The organism is Streptomyces sp. NPDC093568 (assembly GCF_044764945.1).
Classification (GTDB): domain Bacteria; phylum Actinomycetota; class Actinomycetes; order Streptomycetales; family Streptomycetaceae; genus Streptomyces.
Window position 1 is genome coordinate 1 of record NZ_JBIWJD010000053.1, and the last position, 1,619, is coordinate 1,619.

Annotated in this window: 1 protein-coding gene; it reads left to right on the forward strand. The window is 72.3% G+C overall.

The features are described from left to right. The coding region (locus ACIRD7_RS43335; RefSeq protein ID WP_403461583.1) for an acetyl/propionyl/methylcrotonyl-CoA carboxylase subunit alpha at positions 1-1,619 on the forward strand (1,619 nt) is incomplete at its 5' end.

Consider the following 1,619-nt stretch of genomic DNA (forward strand, 5'->3'; position numbering starts at 1 on the left):
GTGACACCCCGGCCACCAGCTACCTGGACATCGACAAGGTACTGAAGGCGGCCCGCGAGTCCGGCGCGGACGCGATCCACCCCGGCTACGGCTTTCTGTCGGAGAACGCCGACTTCGCCCAGGCCGTCCTGGACGCCGGCCTGATCTGGATCGGCCCGCCCCCGCAGGCCATCCGCGACCTCGGCGACAAGGTCGCCGCCCGCCACATCGCCCAGCGCGCCGGCGCCCCCCTGGTCGCCGGCACCCCCGACCCGGTCTCCGGCGCCGACGAGGTCGTCGCCTTCGCCGAGGAACACGGCCTGCCGATCGCCATCAAGGCGGCCTTCGGCGGCGGCGGACGCGGCCTGAAGGTCGCCCGCACCCTCGAAGAGGTCCCCGAGCTCTACGACTCCGCCGTCCGCGAGGCCGTCGCCGCCTTCGGCCGCGGCGAGTGCTTCGTCGAGCGCTACCTCGACAAGCCCCGCCACGTCGAGACCCAGTGCCTGGCCGACACCCACGGCAACGTCGTGGTCGTCTCCACCCGCGACTGCTCCCTGCAGCGCCGCCACCAGAAACTGGTGGAGGAGGCCCCCGCACCGTTCCTGTCCGACGCCCAGGTCGCCGAGCTGTACTCCGCCTCCAAGGCCATCCTCAAGGAGGCCGGCTACGTCGGCGCCGGCACCGTCGAGTTCCTCGTCGGCCTCGACGGCACGATCTCCTTCCTGGAGGTCAACACCCGCCTGCAGGTCGAGCACCCGGTCACCGAAGAGGTCACCGGCATCGACCTGGTCCGCGAGATGTTCCGCATCGCCGACGGCGAGGAACTCGGCTACGACGACCCCGCCCTGCGCGGCCACTCCTTCGAGTTCCGCATCAACGGCGAGGACCCCGGCCGCGGCTTCCTGCCCGCCCCCGGCACCGTCACCACCTTCGCCCCGCCCTCCGGCCCCGGCGTCCGCCTGGACGCCGGCGTCGAGTCCGGCAGCGTCATCGGCCCCGCCTGGGACTCACTGCTCGCCAAGCTCATCATCACCGGCGCCACCCGCGAACAGGCCCTCCAGCGCGCCGCCCGCGCCCTGGAGGAATTCCAGGTCGAGGGCATGGCCACCGCCATCCCCTTCCACCGCGCCGTCGTCAAGGACCCGGCCTTCGCACCCGAACTCACCGGCTCCGCGGACCCCTTCACGGTCCACACCCGCTGGATCGAGACCGAGTTCGTCAACGACATCAAGCCCTTCGCCGCCCCGGCCGACACCGAGACCGAGGAGGAGACCGGCCGCGAGACGGTCGTCGTCGAGGTCGGCGGCAAGCGCCTGGAGGTCTCCCTCCCGGCCTCGCTCGGCATGACCCTGGCCCGCACCGGCCTCGCCGCCGGCGCCAAGCCCAAGCGCCGCGCCGCGAAGAAGTCCGGCCCGGCCGCCTCCGGCGACACCCTCGCCTCCCCGATGCAGGGCACCATCGTCAAGGTCGCCGTCGAGGAGGGCCAGGAGGTCAAGGAAGGCGACCTGGTCGTCGTCCTCGAGGCGATGAAGATGGAACAGCCCCTGAACGCGCACAAGGCCGGCACCATCAAGGGCCTGGCCGCCGAGGTCGGCGCCTCCCTCACCTCCGGCGCCCCCATCTGCGAGATCAAGGACTGA